Here is a 15800-nt window from a genome sequence, read left to right on the forward strand (position 1 = left end):
CGGGGGGGGCGGGGGGGCGGGGGCGGGGGGCGCCCCCCACCGGTCACCACCACACGGAGTCGAGTCTGCTCTCGATCGCCCGGATGTTGGCGCGCGCGCAGGCGTCGCAGAAGTAGAGACGGTGGCCGTTCTCCACGGAGTAGGTCCACGTGGGCGGAGTGCTCTCGGCGGGGGTGCCGCAGCGCGAGCACACAACGGTCTCGGCAGTCGGCTGAGTCGGGTCGTCCATTTCGTGACGATACCGCCAAGGCCGGGGGTTGCGGGCACAACGCACCGCGGGGGCCGGTCCGTTCGGACCGGCCCCCGGGGAGCTGATTCGTCACTTCACCCGCGGTCTGGCGGTGCGGTCGTCACTGCATGACGGCCATGGCCAGGGCGCGGCGGGCACGCATCGACACGCGCTCGGCGCGGCGCTGCATCCGCCGGGCGGCGATCAGGCGCATGGCCTGCCGCTCGGCCTCGGCCTCGCGCATGCGCTCGTGCATATGGGCACGGGCGAGGGCTTCTGGCATGAGTTGCATTTCGTGGGTCCTGTTCTGACGCGAGGCGTTCGCGCCGGTGGTGGTGAAGTCTGGGGTCGCGGAGCCCTTGGGCTCGCTGGTGGACGTCGTCATCGGGGCCTGCTTCTGGGGGTCGTTCGTGAGGGGGCGGTCGATGGTTCCCGGGCGGTTCATGCGGAGACCGGGTTCTTGCGCGGGCGGCCGCGGGGCCGCTTGCGGGCCACGACCACGCCCTGGACGAAGAGCTCGCCGCCCCAGACGCCCCACGGCTCGCGCCGCTCCTTGGCTCCGGCGAGGCAGGCCTCGACCAGCGGGCAGGTACGGCAGAGGGACTTGGCGTACTCGACATCGGCCGGGGACTCGGCGAAGAAGACCTCCGGGTCGTACGAGCGGCAGGGGACGGGTACGCCGAGGTTCTCGATGGCGTCGTCGAGCGCGGTGAGCGCGGTGAGGGGAGTCAAGGCGGGGTCCTCCGTGAGACCGGGCGGGGGGATCGTCTGGGCGGGCGGTACGGACGGGGCGTGCGCTTCGAGTTGCACGGTGTTTTCTTCCTCGTCTTGTTGTCGGTCCGGCCGGTCGGCCGGGTTTCGGCTGGTACCGAGACCCCTTCGCGCTGTTCTCCCTGTTCAGGGCAAACAGAAGGGCCGCGGATCCCTGGTGGGGTTCCGCGGCCCTGAAGGCGCCTGCCTGATCCTGGATCAGGCTGGATCGCTCCAGGGTTCGAGCCCACGGAAGGCCCACATGGTGTGGTGCTGCGTCGTCTGCTTCTCGGCTCCGGCACCGGCAGCCGCAAAGGCATAGGCCTGGGCCTGTCCCTTCGCCACCACTGCTTCCGGTGCCTGGGTCGGTCGCTCATTGCCGGTCCGCACGGGGAAGCTCGCCAGGGAGGACGGAATGACGACCGAGAGGCCGAGCAGACCGGAGACACCGGTGGACAGACCGGTGCCCTGGAACGAGGAGCCGAGCGGGCAGGTGGCGACGACCGAGCGATCGGTCATTTTGGTGGTGCTGATGCTGGTGAAGTTCATGAAGCTGGTCACTGGTCTCGCCTCCTCTCGGCGTCTCGGGGAGCTGGGGCCCGGGGGCCCTGATCCCATGCGTATTCGGATAAGTACAGCAAGTAGAGCACGGACGCAGGGCCTCTGAGAAGCCGCTGTTTCCGTGGTTAAGAACCTATGGGGCTTGCCCGGGCGGGCGCAAACTATTTTTCCCACGAGTTTTCACGACGGCTCGTCCCCGCTCCCACCAACCTCTTGACCAGCGCAGATGGCCAGGACATCGGCGCCGAAGCGGTCCAGCTTGCGGGCGCCGACGCCCGAGATCACCGCGAGCTCGCCGCCGCTGGACGGCACGGCCTCCGCGATCGCCATCAGCGTCTTGTCGGTGAAGACGCAGTAGGGCGGCTGCCCCAGCAGGCTCGCCTGCCCCGCCCGCCACTCGCGAAGGCGCTCGTACAGACCCTCGTCCATGTCGGAGGGGCAGTCCTCGCAGCGCATCAGCTTCATCTCGCCGGCCTCGGTGAGCGTCTTGCCGCACACCCGGCACAGGACCGGGCCGCGCCGGGTGCGTCTGCGGGCGGCGCCACGCTCGACCCCGCCGGCGGAGGCCGCCGGGGCGGAGCGGGCGCCGACGGCGGCGGAGCCGGGCCGCAGTCCGTTCAGGAAGCGGCTGGGCCTGCGCGACGGCCGGCCTCCGGGAGAGCGGGAGAGCGACCACGACAGGGCCAGGTGCGCCCGGGCCCGGGTGACGCCCACGTACAGCAGCCGGCGCTCCTCCTCGACCTGCTCGTCGGTCTTCGCATATGTGATCGGCATCATGCCTTCGGTGAGGCCGACCAGGAAGACGGCGTCCCACTCCAGGCCCTTCGCCGCGTGCAGCGAGGCGAGGGTGACGCCCTCGACGGTCGGCGCGTGCTGCGCCGCCGCGCGTTCGTCGAGTTCGGCCACGAGGTCGGAGAGCGTCGCTCCGGCCTTGGCACGCGCGAAGTCCTCCGCCAGCCGGACCAGCGCCGCCAGCGACTCCCAGCGGTCGCGGACCGCGCCGGAGCCCGCCGGGGGCGCGTCGGTCCAGCCCTTGGTGCCGAGGACGGCCCGCACCTGGGACGGCAGGTCCACGGCGTCGTCGAGGAGGGAGTCGTTGCCCCCCGCCCGGGCCGCGCCGCGCAGGGCGACACCCGCCTCCCGGACCTCGGGCCGCTCGAAGAAGCGCTCGGCGCCGCGCAGCTGGTAGGGCACGCCCGCGTCCGCGAGGGCCTGCTCGTAGATCTCCGACTGGGCGTTGATCCGGTAGAGCACGGCGATCTCGCCCGCCGAGACACCGGAGGCGATGAGGTCGCGGATGCGCCGGGCGACGCCCTCGGCCTCGGCGGGCTCGTCCCCGTACTCCGTGTAGAGCGGCTCGGGGCCCGGCTCGCGCTGGGAGACCAGTTCCAGGCGGTGCTCGGCGGCCCGGCCGCGCGCCTGGGCGAGCAGGCCGTTGGCGAGGTGCACCACCTGGGGGGTCGACCGGTAGTCCCGGACCAGCTTGACGACCGTCGCGTGCGGATGGCGGGTGCGGAAGTTCAGCAGGTGGTCGGGGGTGGCGCCGGTGAACGAGTAGATCGTCTGGCTGGCGTCGCCCACCACACAGAGGTTGTCCCGGTCGCCGAGCCACAGCTCCAGCAGGCGCTGCTGGAGGGGGCTGACGTCCTGGTACTCGTCGACCACGAAGTGCTGGTACTGGGCGCGGATCTGCTCGGCGATGTCGTGCCGGTCCTGGAGGACGCCCACCGTGAGCAGCAGCACGTCCTCGAAGTCGATCATTCCCCGGTCGCGCTTGAGCTCCTCGTACGTCCCGTAGATCTGGGAGATCTCCGCCGGGTCGCGCGGGGCGTCGCGCAGGGACTTGGCGACCGCGGCCGGGTAGTCGGCGGGGACGGTCTGGGTGACCTTCGCCCACTCGATCTCGCTCGTGACGTCCCGCAGCTCGCCCCGGTCCAGCCTGACCCGGCAGCGCGCGCCCGCCTCCGCGACCAGCTGGACCTTGCGCTCGACGAGGCGGGGCAGCTCCCCGCCGACCGCCTTGGGCCAGAAGTACTGGAGCTGGCGCAGGGCGGCCGAGTGGAAGGTGCGGGCCTGGACGCCGCCGGCGCCGAGCTGGCGCAGCCGGCCCCGCATCTCGCCCGCGGCGCGGTTGGTGAAGGTGACGGCCAGCACGCTGCTCGGTTGCAGGATCCCGGCCCGCACCCCGTACGCGATCCGGTGGGTGATCGCGCGGGTCTTGCCCGTCCCCGCGCCGGCCAGCACGCACACCGGCCCGTGCAGGGCCGTCGCGACCTCGCGCTGCTCGGGGTCGAGGCCGTCGAGCACCGCGTCCGCCGACTCGGGGACCTGGGGGAAGAGAGAGGAGTGCGTTGCTGATGTCACCCCGCCATGCTGCCAGGTCGGGGGAGGCCCACGGGACGCGTTGTCCACAGGGGGCGGGATTAGTCGTACCGGCTGGGGAATGGTGAGGCCGTCGCGTACGTTCCATCACGTGGCGTTCACCCGCCGGGCCGAACAGCCGAGCCACCAGCCGCACCGAGCAATCGGGCCGAACATGAGGAGTGCGAGAGCATGCCGGGCACTGTGACGATGTACAGCACCACGTGGTGCGGCTACTGCCGCCGGCTGAAGAGCCAGATGGACCGCGAGGGCATCACGTACAACGAGATCAACATCGAGCAGGACCCGGAGTCGGCGGCCTTCGTCGAGAAGGCCAACGGGGGCAACCAGACGGTGCCGACCGTGCTCTTCCCCGACGGCTCGACCCTCACGAACCCCTCGCTCGCCCAGGTCAAGCAGAAGATCGGCGTCTGAGCCGCGGCGCTCGTCCGCCACGCGCGCGTAGCGAGGCCCCCACCGCCGAGGTGGGGGCCTTTCGCGTGCCCGGGGCCGTGGCCCCGGGCCGGGGGTCAGTGCGTGGGGCGGGGCAGCGGCTTGCCGTACCAGAGCTCGATGAGGCGGGCCGCGATGGAGATGCCGTAGGGCGGCAGGACCTCGCCGGACTCGAAGGCGGCGCGCAGGTCCTCGCGGGAGAACCAGCGGGCCTCGTGGATCTCCTCGCCGTCCACGTTGATCTCGGACGAGGTGGCGTGCGCCATGAAGCCGAGCATCAGGCTGGAGGGGAAGGGCCAGGGCTGGCTGGCGACGTACTCGACCTCGCCGACCGTGACGCCCGCCTCCTCGAAGACCTCCCGGCGCACCGACTGCTCGATGGACTCGCCGGGCTCGACGAAGCCCGCCAGCGTCGAGAAGCGGCCCTCCGGCCAGTGCACCTGGCGGCCGAGCAGCGCGCGGTCCTGCTCGTCCGTGACCAGCATGATCACGGCCGGGTCGGTGCGCGGGTAGTGCTCGGCGCCGCACGCCTGGCAGCGGCGGATGTGGCCGGCGGCGGCGATGACCGTGCGCTCGCCGCAGCGGGAGCAGAAGCGGTGCAGCCGCTGCCAGTTCTCCAGGGCGACCGCGTGGACCATCAGTCCCGCGTCCCGGGGCGACAGGAGCAGTCCGGCCTCGCGCAGGCCCGCCGCGCGCGCGGACTGGTCCATACGGCCCGGCAGGGAGTCCTTCTGGAGCGCGAAGTAGCTGACGCCGTCGTCGTCGGTGCCCAGGAAGTAGCGGTGGGTCTCGGTGACGGGGGCCTCGAAGGCCGGGGTCATCACCAGTTCCGTACGGCCGTCGGCGGTGTCGTCGATCAGGACCTGTCCGCCGGAGACCACGAAGACCCTGGTCGTCGGGTGGCTCCAGGCGGCCGCCAGCCAGGCCTCGTCCAGGCGGTGGTGGGCCGCGCGGTCGATGCCGCTGGCCTCGGTGAGGCTGATGGGTGTGGTGAGGCCGATCGGCCGGTCCGCGGCGGCGTCACTGCTGGTGGTGCTGGTGGTGCTCACAGGTGCTTCCAACTCCCCCGGGTGGATGGGTTCAGCGGTGTTCGTTCGGCGGTGGCGGCGCGGGGCGCGCGGCCGCTCACAGCCGTACGGCGGCGAGGTCGCCCCACAGGTGGGCGGTGGTCTCGACGCCCTTGAGGAGGAGGTCGACCTCGACCTTCTCGTTGGGCGCGTGCCAGCCGTCGGACGGGACGGAGATCCCCAGGAAGAGCACCGGGGCGCCGAGCACGTCCTGGAGGTCGGCGGCCGGGCCCGAGCCGCCCTCGCGCGTGAAGCGGACCTTCTGGCCGAAGGCGCGCTCCATGGAGCGCACGACGGACCGCAGCGCCGGGTGGTCCAGCGGCGTCAGACAGGGGCGGGTGCCGGCGCTGAAGACGGTCTCGTGCCGGATGCCGTCCGGGATCCGGGTGGCGACCCACTCCGTGACGAGCTTCTCGATCCGGTCCGGGTCCTGTCCGGCGACCAGCCGGAACGACAGCTTCACCATCGCCGAGGAAGGGACGACCGTCTTGCCGCCCGGACCCTGGTAGCCCCCGCCGATGCCGTTGACCTCGGCGGTCGGCCGGGCCCAGACGCGCTCCAGGGTCGAGTATCCGGCCTCGCCGTGGACGGCGCGGGACTTGGCCGTGCGCAGCCACTCGGCCTCGTCGAAGGGCAGCTCGGCGACGAGCTCGCGCTCGGCGTCCGTGAGCTCGGCGACACCGTCGTAGAAGCCGGGCACGGCGATCCGCTCGTCGGCGTCGTGGAGCGCCGCGACCAGCCGGGCGGCGGCGGTGGCGGGGTTGGGCACGGCGCCGCCGAAGGAGCCGGAGTGGATGTCCTGGTCCGGACCGTACAGCCGGATCTCGCACTCGGCGAGGCCGCGCATGCCCGTGCACACCGTGGGCGTCGTCTCCGACCACATGCCGGTGTCGGAGACGATCACGGCGTCGGCGGCGAACCGGTCGGCGTGCGCCTCGACGAGGGCGCGGAAGTGCGGCGAGCCGGACTCCTCCTCGCCCTCGACCAGGAGCTTCAGGTTGACGGCGGGGGCGGTGCGGCCGGTGGCGGCGAGGTGCGCCCGTACGCCCAGGGTGTGGAAGAACACCTGGCCCTTGTCGTCGGCCGCGCCCCGTCCGTACAGCCGGCCGTCGCGCAGCTCGGGCTCGAACGGCTCGGTGTGCCAGCCGTCCTCGCGCGCGGCGGGCTGCACGTCGTGGTGGCCGTAGACCAGGACGGTGGGAGCCTCCGGGTCGCCGGAGGGCCACTCGGCGTAGACGGCCGGGGCGCCGGGGGTGTCGAGGACCTCGGTGACCGGGAAACCGGTCTCCCTGAGCTTGGCGGCCAGCCACTCGGCGCTGCGCCGTACGTCGCCGTCGTGCTCGGGCTGGGCCGACACGGACGGGATCCGCAGCCACTCGGCGAGGTCGTCGAGGAAGGCGGCGCGGTGCTGCTCGATGTACGCCCGCACCGTGTCGTCGGCTGCGGTGTGGACGGCGCTGTCCGGGGTCTCGCTCATGTCATGGAGCCTATCCGCCCGCTGGTGGTGGCTCGTCCGCCGGTGTCCCGGCCGGGCCCCTCCCGCGCGCGCGGGCGGCCTCCTCGCGCGCGTGGCCGCTCCCCGCCCCACCGCGGCCCTCGCCCAGCAGGATGCGCTCCAGTTCGGCGCGGCCCGGGAGGCGGGCGGGACGGACGGTCTCCCCGGTGCGTACGTAGAGGAAGGCGGCGGTGACGGACTCCAGGGGGATGCCGTGCTGCTCGGCCCAGGCGAGGCGGTAGACGGCGAGCTGGAGCGGGTCGCCGGTGGCGCCGCGGCCGGTCTTCCAGTCGACGATCTCGTACGTGTCCGGCCGCTCACCCCGGTACACCGCGTCGATACGGCCGCGGACCACCCGGCCCGCCAGCGTGACCTGGACCGGCGCTTCGGTGCGGAGCGGGGTGCGCCGGGCGTACGGGGAGCGCTCGAACGCCTCCTTGAGGGCCGCGAGGTCGCGTTCGTCCGCGATGTCCGCGTCACGCTCGTCGCCGCCGGGGAGCTCCTCGGGGCCGAGCATGGGCAGCGGCAGCTCCTCGAAGCGGGACTCCACCCAGGCGTGGAAGCGGGTGCCGCGGCGGGCGGCGGGCTGCGGCGGCCTGGGCATCGGGCGGGCCAGCTCCTGGGCGAAGCCGTCCGGGTCCGCCGCGAGCCGCAGCAGGTCCGAGGCGGTGAGCGAGGCGGGCACCGGCACCTCGTGGCTGGTGGCGCGGGCGCGGCGGAGCTCGGTGGTGAGGGTCTCCAGGTCGCGGTCCCAGGAGGCGATGGCCCGGCGCTCCTCGGGGGTGAGGACGCGGTGGTCCCGGGAGTCCGCGTCGGGGCGGGTGTGCTGGACGGGGACGTCGAGGTGGGGGCGGGGGGATGCGGTGCTGTCCGCCGGGCCGTCCACCGGGGCCGGGCGCTGGGTCGGGAGGGCGTCCCAGCCGTCCTCCAGGAGGGCGAGGTCGTCGAGGGCGTCGGGATCGCCGAAGGCGTCCGGGGGCACGGCGGCCCGCCCCGCCGCCGCCCCTTCCGGGTGCTCGCCCCTCGCGGCCTTCACCGGTCCGTCCAGCGGCTCGTCCAGCGGCTCGTCCGGAAGGAAGGGGCCGTCCTCGTCGAAACCGGGATCGAAGTCGGGACCGAAGCCGGGGTCGAGGTCAGGGTCGAGTTCGGGGCCGAAGTCGGGGCCGAGGGCCGGGTCGAGGTCGAAGGGGTCGTCGGCGAACCCGTCCTCGTACGGAACGTACGGGAGGTCCGCCTCCGCGCGCCTCACGCGCGCGTGGTGCGGCTCTTCGGTGCCCGCCGCGCCCTCCGCGTCCAGGTGGGCCAGGACCGTCTCGGCCGCCGCCCGTCGGCGCGCCAGGGACGTGGGGTCGAGCGGGAGCGGCCACGCGTGCGTGGCGGCGGACTCGCCCAGGGCCGGGTTCTCGGCGTCCTCGGCCGGGGCGTCCGCCCAGGCCTCGATCTCGCCGTGCCCCGCCTCGCAGTGGGCGTACAGCGCGTGCAGGAACGCGGACGGGCCCCGCGGCTTCTTCTGGCTCGGTCCCCACCAGTGGCCCGAGCCGAGCAGCAGCGAGCGGGGACGGGTGAACGTCACGTAGCCCAGGCGCAGTTCCTCGGTGTGCTGGTGCTCCTTCAGCTCCTCCTTGAAGGCCTTGATGCCCTTGGCGTCCCACTCCGGAGTGGCCGGGAGGGTCGGGGCGTCGCCGCGCAGGGCGTGCGGGAGGACCTTGGCCTGGGCCGTCCAGGCCTCGCGCGCCTGGGTGGAGGGGAAGACTCCGTTGACCAGGCCGGGGACGGCGACCACGTCCCACTCAAGTCCCTTGGACTTGTGGGCGGTGAGCACCTTCACCGTGTTCTCGCCGCCGGGCAGGGCGTTGTCCAGGCCCTTCTCGTACTGGGCGGCGGTGCGCAGGAAGCCGAGGAAGGCCAGGAGCGAGGCCTCGCCGTCGAGGGCCGCGAAGCCGGCCGCTATGTCGAGGAAGTTGCCGAGGGTCTCGCGGCGGCGCGCGGCCAGGGCGTGCGGTGAGGCGGAGAGCTCGACCTCCAGGCCGGTGGTGGTCAGTACGCGGTGGAGCACGTCCATGAGCGAGTCCGCGAGCGAGCGGCGCAGATCGCGCAGCTCGGCGGCGAGCCGGGCGAAGCGCACGCGCGCCTCGGCCGAGAAGGGCAGCCCGTCGTCCTCGTCGTCGCCGGCCTCCAGGAAGGTGTCGAGCGCGTCCGCCAGCGAGATCACCTCGGCCGGGTCGACGCCCTCCACGGCATCCGCGAGCCGCTGGTCGGGGTCGTCGGACCCGGCCTTCTCCCGCCGGACGAGACGGCGGGCGCGGCGGCCCAGCAGGGCGAGGTCGCGGGGGCCGATGCGCCAGCGCGGGCCGGTGAGGACCCGTACGAGGGAGGCGTTGGCGCCCGGGTCCTGGAGCACCTCGCACACGGCCACGAGGTCGGCGACCTCGGGGAGGTGGAGCAGCCCGGAGAGGCCGACGACCTCGACGGGGATGTCGCGCGCCACGAGCGCGCCCTGGATCTGCGGGAAGTCGCCCGCGGACCGGCACAGGACGGCGATCTCGCCGGGCTCCTTGCCGGTGCGCACCAGGTGGGCGAGGGAGTCGGCGAGCCAGTCGATCTCCTCCTGGTGGGTGTCGAGCAGCGCGACGCGCACCACTCCGTCGCGCTCGGCGCCGGGGGCGGGGCGCAGCGCCTCCACGCCCGCGTGCATCGCGCGCAGCGGCGCGGCCAGGGAGTTGGCGAGGTCGAGCAGACGGCCGCCGCTGCGGCGGTTCTCGCTGAGCGAATGGCGGGTGGCGGGGCGGCCGTCCTCGTACGGGAAGTGGCGGGGGAAGTCGTCGAGGTTGGCCACGGAGGCGCCGCGCCAGCCGTAGATGGCCTGGCAGGGGTCGCCCACGGCGGTCACCGCGTGTCCGGACCCCCCGCCGAACAGGGCGGCGAGCAGCCGGCGCTGCGCGACCGACGTGTCCTGGTACTCGTCGAGCAGCACGACGCGGAACTCGTCGCGCAGGATCCGGCCGACCTCGGGGCGGGTGAGGGCGAGCTCCGCGGAGAGCGCGATCTGGTCGCCGAAGTCGAGCAGGTCACGGGACTTCTTGGCCTCCCGGTAACGCTCGGTGAGGTCGAGGAGTTCCAGCCGGCCCTCGGCCGCTTCGGGCACCTTGCGCAGATCGGCGTTGCTGAGCTTCGCGCTCTCCAGGGCCCGCAGCAGCTCCCGGTCGTACGCCCGCAGCTCCCCCGGTCGTACGAGGTGCTCGGCCAGCTCCGCGTCCAGGGCCAGCAGGTCGCTGACGAGGGAGGCGAAGGACTTGGTCAGCGCCGGGTACGGCCCCGGGGCCTCGCGCAGCACCCGGGCCGCGAGCTGGTAGCGGGTGGCGTCCGCGAGCAGCCGGGAGGTGGGTTCGAGCCCTATGCGCAGGCCGTGGTCGGTCAGGAGCTGTCCGGCGAACGCGTGGTACGTGGAGATGCGGGGCTCGCCCGGAGGGTTGTCCGGGTCGATCGCGTCGGGGTCGGTGATGCCCGCGCGGACCAGGGCCGTGCGCACCCGCTCGGCGAGCTCGCCCGCGGCCTTGTTGGTGAAGGTCAGGCCGAGGACCTGCTCGGGGGCGACCTGACCGGTGCCGACCAGCCAGACCACCCGGGCCGCCATCACGGTGGTCTTCCCGGACCCGGCGCCGGCCACGACGACCTGCGGGGCGGGCGGGGCGGTGATGCACGCCGTCTGCTCCGGGGTGAACGGGATGCCGAGGAGCTCTTTGAGCTCCTCGGGGTCGGTGAGGATGGGCACCCCAGAGAGGCTAACGGGGACCACTGACAACGGCGGTCCCCGCCGGGACCGGTGTGACACTCCCCGCATCCCCGGTCTCAGGCGGGCAGGTGTGACGCTCCCCCCGTCCCCGGCCCCCGGCGGGGCAAGATGTGACACTCCCCGCGCCCCCGGCCCCCGGCGGGAGCGCGGGCGGTCCTGCCGGGGTGCGGGAGGGGACGGACGGCCGTCGGTCGTCAGACCTTCAGGCCGCCGGTCTCTTCGGAGCCGGAGCCGGAGCCGCCGTCCGGCTTCATGCCGAGCTTCTCCAGGTCCATGACCTGGTCGGCGGGCGGAGCCATGATCCGCACCGGCTTGTCGTAGTCGCTGAAGGTGACGGTGCCGGGTTCGTCGCCGCCCGTCTCGGCGACCTTCAGCAGATGCGCCGGTCCCCGCTTGGCGACGTACATCGTCACGGCCGAGCCGTCGCTCTTCTTCTTGATGAGGGTGACGGCGGGCACACCGGCGACGACGGTGTCGGCGCCCTTGGTCATCCCGGTGCGGTCGCCCTTGTCGTCGTCCATGCCGGAGACGAGCTCGGAGAGCACGCAGAACTGGCCCATGTCGTCACCGGAGCTCTTGCCGTGGCGCTTCCCGGACTTCGCGGGCGCCTCCGTCGGCATCTTCACCCAGCGGCCCTTGAGGAGCTCGACCAGGGCGTCGGCCTCCTCCTTGGACGTGCCGTCCTCCTTGGCCATGGCCCGGTAGAACTTCTCGTCGCCCTGCATGTAGTACGCCCTGGGGTCGGCCTTGAGCACCCGGGCCGTGCCGTTCTTGACGTGCACGCTACCGGAGCAGTCACCCACCCGGGTGACGGTGACCGACAGGCTCATGTGTACGCCGTCGGAGACGCCCGCACCGGCGACCTTCACGGTCTTCGCCGCCTTCGTCACGCCGACCGCCTTCTCGGCGATCGCGTCGGCGGTCATCCCCGCGAACGGGTCCGCGGGTGTCGGGGAGGCCGTCACGGACGGCTTAGCGGCCACGGAGGCGACCTTGGCGCCGTTGCCGTCCTCCTTGCCGCACCCGGCAAGACCGGCGACAGCGGTCGTCCCGACCACCGCGACGACCAGGGCGTTCCGACTGACCCGCATCTGTCTCTCCTCAAGGCTGGTGAACCGGAGACATCAGCGACTGAGGTGCCCCTGTCAGTACAGCGGCCCCCCGGCCCAAAACGTCACTCCAGCACCTGCCGCCCCTCCGGCAGGGCGGAGCACGACGTACGGAAGGTGCAGTTCGTGCAGTGCTGGCCGGGGCTGGGGGTGAAGTGCTCGTCCAGGACGCGGCCCGCGGCGGTGGCGAGGAGGTCGCCGACCCACTCCCCCGCCAGTGGCTCCTGCGCCTGGACCTTCGGGTACGCCTCGCCGCCCTCCCGCTTGGGGGCTGCCTGGCGCAGATGGACCAGCTCGGCGCCGCCGGGGGCGGGGCGCTCACCCGCGAACACCTCGTCGAGCGCGCCCCGCTCGACCGCCAGCTGGTAGACCGCCAGCTGCGGATGCGCGGCCACCTCGCTCGCCGTGGGCGCCTGCTTGCCGGTCTTGAAGTCGACGACGTAGGCCCGGCCCGCCTCGTCCTGCTCCACGCGGTCCATCGAGCCGCGGATACGCACCTCGTACTCGCCCGCCTCCAGCGTCACGTCGAAGTCGTGCTCGGTGGCCACCGGGGTGCGGCCCGTCCGGTCGAGGGTGTGCCAGCGCAGGAACCGCTCCAGCGCCACGCGCGCGTTGTTCTTCTCCTGCTCCGACTTCCAGGGGGCGTCGAAGGCCAGCGCGTCCCAGACCGAGTCCAGCCGCTCCATCAGCACGGCGAGATCGGCGGGCGTACGCCCGGAGGCGACCTCGTCGGCCAGTACGTGCACCACGTTGCCGAAGCCCTGGGCGGCGGTCGCGGGCGCGTCGGCCTTCACCTCGCGGCCCAGGAACCACTGGAGCGCGCAGGTGTTGGCGAGCTGGTCGAGCGCGCTGCCGGAGAGCACGACCGGGTGATCGCGGTCGCGCAGGGGAACCGCGGAGCGCGTCGGCTCGTTCAATCCCCACCAGCGGTACGGGTGGGCCGCGGGCACCAGCGGCTGGCCCTCGTCGTCGGTGAGGGCGGCGAGGCGGGCGAGGCGGCGGGCGGCGGCGTCCCGCAGCGCCTCTGACGCCTCGGGGTCGACGGTGGTGGCGCGCAGCTCCGCCACCAGCGCGGCGACGGCGAGCGGGCGGCGGGGCCTGCCGGTGACGTCCTTCGGCTCCTCGCCCAGCTCGGAGAGGAAGCGGGAGGGCTGGTCGCCGTCGTCGGCCGGGGCCTTGACCGCCGTCACCACGAGCCGGTCGCGCGCGCGGGTGGCGGCGACGTAGAAGAGGCGGCGCTCCTCGGCCAGGAGGGCGCCGGGGGTGAGGGGTTCGGCGAGACCGTCGCGGCCGATGCGGTCGGCCTCCAGGAGCGAGCCGCGGCGGCGCAGATCGGGCCAGAGGCCTTCCTGGACGCCCGCGACGACGACCAGGCTCCACTCCAGGCCCTTGGAGCGGTGCGCGGTCATGAGGCGTACGGCGTCGGGGCGCGCGGTGCGCCGGGTGAGGGTGTCGGCGGCGATGTCCTGGGCGTCGACCTCCTCCAGGAAGTTGAGCGCGCCCCGGCCGCCGGTGCGCTCCTCGGCGCGCGCCGCGGTGTCGAACAGCGCGCACACGGCGTCCAGGTCGCGGTGGGCGTTACGGCCCGCGGTGCCGCCGCGCAGCGCGGCGCGTTCGAGGCGCTGGGGCCACGGCGTGCCGCTCCACAGCTCCCACAGGGCCTCGGCCGCGGTGCCGCCGCCCTGGAGGAGTTCACGGGCCTTGCGCAGCAGCGCGCTCAGACGCTGGGCGCCCCGGGCATACGCGGGGTCGTGCGCGACCAGCCGCTCCGGCTCGGCGAGCACGCGCGCGAGGAGGACGTCGGAGGCCGCCGGCACCCGGGTGCCGGCGGCCCGCTCCTCGTCGCGCAGGGCCCGGCCGAGGCGGCGGATGTCGGCGCTGTCCATGCCCCCGAGGGGCGAAGTGAGCAGATCGAGGGCGGTCTCGGGGTCGAGCCAGGGGGGCGGAGCGGTGTGGGAGGCGGGGGCGGCGTCGGGGGGAGCGGCGTCCGGGTGGCCGTCGGGGGACGGGTCACCGTCGAGGGACGCGTCGCCTTCGGAGGACGCGCCGCTCTCCGGGGACAGGTCGCCGCCAGAGGACACCTCGCCGGCAGAGATCGCCTCGCCGTCGGCGGACGCGTCACCGTCAGAGGACGCACCGCTCTCCCGGGACAGGTCGCCGCCAGAGGACACCTCGCCGGCAGAGATCGCCTCGCCGTCGGCGGACGCGTCACCGTGGGAGGACGCACCGCTCTCCCGGGACAGGTCGCCGCCAGAGGGCACCTCGCCGGCAGGGATCGCCTCGCCGGCAGCGGACGCGTCATCCTCGGGAAACGTCCCGTCACGCCCCTCGCCCCCGCCCCGCACCTCGCCCGCGTCGTCCTGCTCGCCCTCGTACTCCTGCTCCTCCTCCCCCGCCCCCGACAGCGCCGCCCTCGCCACCGCGCGCAGGGCCGTCAGCAGGGGTGTCACCGCGGGTTCGTGGCGCAGGGGGATGTCCATCCCGTCCACCTCCACCGGAACGCCCGCCGCCGTCAGGGCGCGGCGCAGGGCCGGCAGGGCGCGGGTGCCCGCGCGCGTGAGGACGGCGATGTCGTGCCACGGAACGCCCTCCTCCAGATGGGCGCGCCGGATGATGTCCGCGATGTTCTCCAGCTCCGTGGAGGCCGTCGGGTAGGTGTACGCCTCGACGCGCCCGCCCGCGCGGACCGGGGCGAGGTCGCGGTGGGCCCGTACCTTCTCGGACGGCAGACGCGGCATCGGCATCCGCCGGGTCAGCAGCCGGGTCGCCTCCAGCAGCTTCTCGCCGGAGCGGCGGGACGTCGTCAGCACCTCGACCGGCGCCGGAGCGCCGTCCGCCCGCCGGAACGTGTCCGGAAAGTCGAGGATCCCGTTGACGTCCGCGCCCCGGAACGCGTAGATCGACTGGTCCGGGTCGCCGAAGGCGATCAGCGTGCGGCCACCGCCCGCGAGGGCCCGCAGCAGGCGGACCTGAGCCGGGTCGGTGTCCTGGTACTCGTCGACGAACACCGCGTCGTACGCATCGGCCGGAGCGGGCCCGTGCGGCGGGGCGGAGGAGGAGACGTGGGACGACGTGCCGGAGTACGGGGCGCGCTCGGCGAGCAGGACGGCCCGGTGGACCAGCTCCGCGTAGTCCAGTACGCCCTGGAGGTCCAGGACGTCGAGATATTCGGCCAAGAACGCGGCCGCCGCACGCCAGTCGGGGCGGCCGGTGCGGCGAGCGAAGTCGGCCAGCGCGTGCGGCCCCAGGCCCAGCTCGCGGCTGCGGGCGAGCACCGCGCGCACCTCGTCGGCGAAGCCGCGCGTGGTCAGACAGGCGCGCAGCTCGTCGGGCCAGCGCACGGAGGCGAGCCCCTCGCGCTCCAGGCCGAGCTGCCCGGCCAGCAGATCGCGTACCGCCACGTCCTGCTCGGGGCCGGACAGCAGCCGCAGCGGCTCCGCGAACAGGTCGGCGTCCTGGTGGGCGCGGACCAGGGCGTAGCAGTAGGAGTGGAAGGTGGTGGCCTGCGGGGCCCGCGCGCCGCCGAGCCGCAGCGCCATCCGGTCGCGCAGCTCGACCGCGGCCCTGCGGCTGAAGGTGAGGACGAGGATGCGCTCGGGGTCGGCCCCGGCGGCGACCCGGGCGGCGACCGCCTCGACCAGCGTGGTGGTCTTGCCGGTGCCCGGTCCGGCCAGGACGAGCAGCGGCCCGTGCGCGTGGTCAACCACCGCCCGCTGACGTGCGTCCAGCAAAGGGGGGTCCACCGGCCTCAACGGGGTACGTACCAGTCGGTACGCGCCGGCGGACCGCCGTCGTACCTGGGGGTACGTCGTACGCCCGGTGGAGGAGGAGGAGCTCACGTGGATCGCCGGTCCTGGTGGGTGTGCTGGTGATGAGGATGCGGACGGGGGCCGTGCCGACTGTCGACGGTACGCCGAAGCGCGGCCGGCACGCAGCGAGTCATCCGTACGGGCCTGCGGCCGCCCCCGGTGGCGTCCGATGG

General features: G+C 73.8%; 11 protein-coding genes. 1 reads left to right on the forward strand and 10 read right to left on the reverse strand.

Annotation, left to right across the window (positions count from 1 at the left end):
• Positions 1-43: 43 nt before the first annotated feature.
• The 5 genes from AC069K_RS32015 to AC069K_RS32035 form a co-directional block, all read right to left on the reverse strand.
• On the reverse strand, positions 44-229 hold the full coding sequence (locus tag AC069K_RS32015) for a hypothetical protein (protein ID WP_358837511.1): 186 nt from the start codon (positions 227-229) through the stop codon (positions 44-46).
• Between the two features lie 121 nt (positions 230-350).
• The gene (locus tag AC069K_RS32020) at positions 351-674 is read right to left on the reverse strand and encodes a hypothetical protein (protein WP_365108383.1); all 324 of its coding nucleotides are present in this window, start codon (positions 672-674) and stop codon (positions 351-353) included.
• Positions 671-1039: a WhiB family transcriptional regulator gene (locus AC069K_RS32025; RefSeq protein ID WP_358837513.1), complete on the reverse strand. Its 369-nt coding sequence runs from the start codon at positions 1037-1039 to the stop codon at positions 671-673. Before AC069K_RS32025 ends, AC069K_RS32020 begins: the two co-directional genes overlap by 4 nt.
• A 159-nt stretch (positions 1040-1198) precedes the next feature.
• Complete coding sequence (locus tag AC069K_RS32030; protein ID WP_406554554.1) at positions 1199-1540, reverse strand: hypothetical protein; 342 nt, start codon at positions 1538-1540, stop codon at positions 1199-1201.
• A 180-nt stretch (positions 1541-1720) separates the two neighbouring features.
• Positions 1721-3904 (reverse strand): ATP-dependent DNA helicase UvrD2, encoded by a 2184-nt coding sequence (locus AC069K_RS32035; protein WP_478622062.1) that lies wholly within the window; start codon positions 3902-3904, stop codon positions 1721-1723.
• Between the two features lie 189 nt (positions 3905-4093).
• Here AC069K_RS32035 and AC069K_RS32040 point away from each other — a divergent pair, with 189 nt between their 5' ends.
• Positions 4094-4336 (forward strand): mycoredoxin, encoded by a 243-nt coding sequence (locus AC069K_RS32040; RefSeq protein WP_358836176.1) that lies wholly within the window; start codon positions 4094-4096, stop codon positions 4334-4336.
• 95 nt (positions 4337-4431) lie between these two features.
• Here AC069K_RS32040 and nudC read toward each other — a convergent pair whose 3' ends face one another.
• From nudC to AC069K_RS32065, 5 genes are all read right to left on the reverse strand, one after another.
• A complete protein-coding gene (gene nudC / locus AC069K_RS32045) occupies positions 4432-5403 on the reverse strand; it encodes an NAD(+) diphosphatase (protein WP_365108380.1) in 972 nt (323 codons plus the stop codon).
• Positions 5404-5479: 76 nt separating this feature from the next.
• A complete protein-coding gene (locus tag AC069K_RS32050; protein WP_365108378.1) occupies positions 5480-6898 on the reverse strand; it encodes a dipeptidase in 1419 nt (472 codons plus the stop codon).
• A gap of 10 nt (positions 6899-6908) precedes the next feature.
• A complete protein-coding gene (locus tag AC069K_RS32055) occupies positions 6909-10757 on the reverse strand; it encodes a UvrD-helicase domain-containing protein (protein WP_478622066.1) in 3849 nt (1282 codons plus the stop codon).
• A gap of 146 nt (positions 10758-10903) precedes the next feature.
• A complete protein-coding gene (locus AC069K_RS32060) occupies positions 10904-11800 on the reverse strand; it encodes a hypothetical protein (protein ID WP_365108373.1) in 897 nt (298 codons plus the stop codon).
• Between the two features lie 83 nt (positions 11801-11883).
• Positions 11884-15657: an ATP-dependent helicase gene (locus AC069K_RS32065; protein ID WP_478622068.1), complete on the reverse strand. Its 3774-nt coding sequence runs from the start codon at positions 15655-15657 to the stop codon at positions 11884-11886.
• Positions 15658-15800: the final 143 nt, after the last annotated feature.

Source organism: Streptomyces sp. NPDC043908 (genome assembly GCF_056435525.1).

Bases quoted from the DNA above. Each gene is read 5' to 3' on its own strand.
- AC069K_RS32015 (WP_358837511.1), bottom strand. From the start codon at position 229: ATGGACGACCCGACTCAGCCGACTGCCGAGACCGTTGTGTGCTCGCGC.
- AC069K_RS32020 (WP_365108383.1), bottom strand. From the start codon at position 674: ATGAACCGCCCGGGAACCATCGACCGCCCCCTCACGAACGACCCCCAG.
- AC069K_RS32040 (WP_358836176.1), top strand. From the start codon at position 4,094: ATGCCGGGCACTGTGACGATGTACAGCACCACGTGGTGCGGCTACTGC.
- AC069K_RS32050 (WP_365108378.1), bottom strand. From the start codon at position 6,898: ATGAGCGAGACCCCGGACAGCGCCGTCCACACCGCAGCCGACGACACG.
- AC069K_RS32055 (WP_478622066.1), bottom strand. From the start codon at position 10,757: ATGCGGGGAGTGTCACACCGGTCCCGGCGGGGACCGCCGTTGTCAGTG.
- AC069K_RS32060 (WP_365108373.1), bottom strand. From the start codon at position 11,800: ATGCGGGTCAGTCGGAACGCCCTGGTCGTCGCGGTGGTCGGGACGACC.